We start from the raw sequence: 2,964 nt of genomic DNA, 5'->3' as shown, positions 1-2,964 counted from the left end.
GCTTTTGGGCGCAGGTCCAGAAGCAGTGCGGGCTGCAGGACGTCCGGATCCACGACCTGCGCCACACCTTTGCGTCCTTGCTGGTCAGCGGCGGCGCCTCGCTGGAAATGATCGGCAAGCTTCTGGGTCACAGCCAGATGCAGACGACCCTGCGTTACGCCCACCTGATGGACTCGCCTCTGCGCGCCGGTGTGGACGCCGTGGCCAGCGCCTTCCGGCCGAAGCCCCGGCTGGTCCATGACGCCGACGAGCAGGGGGGACGCCAGTCCGCGTGACCCAGATAGTCGCGCCGCAACTTTACGCCCCATCTCCCCGCAGCTTCTTCCAGACCGGGGTCACCCTGCGCCGGATGCTGCGGCTGTCGGGGATCTTCCGGCCGTCCGTCTGATCCGCGAACCAGTCCTGCATCTCGGCGACCAGCTCGGCCTGCGTGGCGGGGAGGCCCCGCTCATGGATGCGATGGATCAGGGCGACCGTCATGCCCTCCCAGTCGTAGGGTGTGGCAGCACCCGGCCCGCTCGTCACGCGGCGCACCATCTCGTTCTCTTCCTCGAAGGCATGAACCTCTTCGGCCAGAACCAGCATGTCGGCAACGGCGACGGGTAGGCCGCAAGCAGGATCCGTGATGAGCAGCCAGTCCTGTCGCCCGATCGGCTGGATACGGCGCATCATTCCTTCGCTGGGGCCGGTGCCGCAGCGGCGGAAGAGCGGCAGAAGGTCCATCGGTGACAGCACCACCTTTCCCGCGACGACATCGTCGCCGCAGCGGACGGCCGGGATGCCCGTCAGGATCCGGAACCGGCCTGAATCGGCCCACCCGGCGACATCGGCGATATTGCAGCCCCAGCGGGCGGTGACTTCGTGAACGGTGAAATAGACGCGCGGCGGCAAGCCCATGAACGGTACATCCTCCTTCAGACAGAGGATCGGCTTTGCTCAAACCACCTGCAGCCCGCAGCACGACGGTGCGGGGGAAAACATGATCGGTGACAACGTCATTGGGGCGCCAAAGCGCCTCGACCCTGCCAGAATGCCGTTCTGATAGACCTGTTATTCTTATGGTTGAGGGCTGCTCTCCTCAAGCGGGTAATCTGCCGCGGGCTTCGATTCGGAGCAAGGGGGCAAGATCATCTGGCTGTGGGTAACTCCTGGGAAACCGCAGCCAGCTGCGCACGGACAATTGCTCAGCTTCGGCCATGGCGACCGGTGGCATGGCTTCCGGCAGGAAAGAAGGTCTGGATCGCCGAACCACTTCCTTGATACGCAGAGCAGGAACTGCGCAGCGGGGGAAGATGGCCGAACGCAACGACATTTCCGGTCTTCTGGCCTTTATCGGCAGGGAAGGCGACTGGCGGGAGCGGCTGCAGCATGTGGTCGCCGAACACCTTATGCCCGTGCTGGAGGAATTCGAGATCGATCAGGACGGCTTGGCCGACCTGCTGGGCGAGCAATGGTCAGGCGTCCTCTGGGGCTGCGGGTTCGAGGATTTCCTTGGGCAGCGCTATGAGGACGGCAACATCGTCGATCTCTATCTGAAACGGCGCGGCTGGAAGGAAACGGGCTTGAACCGGGCCTATTTCGCCGCGCTCAGGGATGCGCCGGTCAGTCTGTACGAAGTCAGCGATGTCCAGCCCGGCACGTCGATGGTGCTGCGCGACCTGCTGTCGGATGCCGCACCTGTCACGGTGAAAGAGAAATCCGCCACGCGCACGCTGAAACAATGGGACCGGATCGCTGTGCGGGTGGTGCCCGAGCGCGATCACCATGTCATCTCCGGAGCGCTGCTGCCCTTCCGGGCCGAGGCGGTGGATTTTCTTTTCGCCGGGCTTCGCGATGCCCTGAAGCTGAAGAAGCGGGATGCGCTGCGGCTTACCCACGACCAACTTCTGGGTTGCGCGCCCATCTTCACCACCGCCTGGCTGTTCATCGAGATCGACCGCGCTCTCACTCCCGACCAGCCGCAGTTCACCAACTCGGACGGCGACGACGTGCTGTTTCACGATCTGCGGTATCCGTTTGCCACAGGCGTCACGCAGAAAGCGGTGGCGGAGCGGCTGGACCGCGTAAAGGGCTTCCTGTCCGAGGGACCGAAGTTCTGGAACTGGCTGGCCACGCGCAAGGGGCGTGGTGGCAAGGCGGGCGGCGGCATCATGCTCGACACGCAGATGGAAGGCGCAACCGTTCTGGGTTCGCTGGAACTGACGGGCAAGACGCTGCTCGTGACTGTCAACTCGGCCGAGCGCGCGGCCAAGGTCCAGACCTTGATCGGCGCGGCCGCCGGGGATCTGCTGAGGGCACCCTTGACCACGATCCGGACGGTCGAGCAGATGCGGGCCGATCAACGTCGTGACAAGCCAAGCGAGGCGGCCGATGAAATCCCGCCCGAGATCGCGCGACAGCTCATGCGGGATCACCTCGACAAGCATTACCGCGAAACGCTGGACGCACCGATCCCGGCACTGGGCGGCAAGTCACCTCGCCACGCTGTCCGGACGGCTGCGGGGCGTGAGAAGGTCATCGACTGGCTGAAGATGCTGGAGAACCGCAGCGCCGGGCATGGAGTGGGGCCGATTGCCGAATACGATTTCGGCTGGATGTGGGTCGAGCTTGGGCTGCAGGAGCATCGGAAATGAAGGCCGACAAGACGACCTGCGATTATGATCTGCGGGCCGGGCGCGTGGGCTACATCAACACCACATCAACCTGCGACTGCGGGCTTCGCGCCGGTTATGCGTGTGAACCCGTGCGAACGCTGATGTTTGCGAGGGCGAAAATCACGCCAGAACAAAGGCTTGCACCTTAAACCGCTGGTTTCGTTGACTATTCGGTTTTGCCCTTCCATGGGCTCATAACCTGAAGGCCGCAGGTTCAAATCCTGCCCCCGCAACCAAAAATGCTAATACTATCAAAGACTTCAAAGCCGGGCGTAACGCTCGGCCTTCGGCGTTCCAAATTCTTGTCAAC

At 63.4% G+C, this 2,964-nt stretch carries 4 protein-coding genes; 3 read left to right on the top strand and 1 reads right to left on the bottom strand.

All coding sequences use genetic code 11. The features are described from left to right. The coding region (locus ACK4IU_RS18580; RefSeq protein WP_409738346.1) for a tyrosine-type recombinase/integrase at positions 1-275 on the top strand (275 nt) is incomplete at its 5' end. Between the two features lie 22 nt (positions 276-297). Here ACK4IU_RS18580 and ACK4IU_RS18575 read toward each other — a convergent pair. Continuing rightward, entirely contained in the window at positions 298-897 is a 600-nt protein-coding gene (locus ACK4IU_RS18575) for a hypothetical protein (RefSeq protein ID WP_409738343.1), read from the bottom strand. Positions 898-1,196: 299 nt separating this feature from the next. Between ACK4IU_RS18575 and ACK4IU_RS18570 the strand changes: the two genes are divergently transcribed. After that, a complete protein-coding gene (locus ACK4IU_RS18570) occupies positions 1,197-2,633 on the top strand; it encodes a hypothetical protein (protein WP_409738340.1) in 1,437 nt (478 codons plus the stop codon). After that, positions 2,630-2,803 (top strand): hypothetical protein, encoded by a 174-nt coding sequence (locus tag ACK4IU_RS18565; protein ID WP_409738337.1) that lies wholly within the window; start codon positions 2,630-2,632, stop codon positions 2,801-2,803. The genes ACK4IU_RS18570 and ACK4IU_RS18565 overlap by 4 nt, the downstream gene beginning before the upstream one ends. The last annotated feature ends 161 nt before the right edge of the window (positions 2,804-2,964 follow it).

It is taken from the genome of Tabrizicola flagellatus, assembly GCF_046295235.1.
GTDB classification, from domain to species: domain Bacteria; phylum Pseudomonadota; class Alphaproteobacteria; order Rhodobacterales; family Rhodobacteraceae; genus Tabrizicola; species Tabrizicola flagellata_A.
This window is presented reverse-complemented; position numbering and strand designations above follow the sequence as displayed.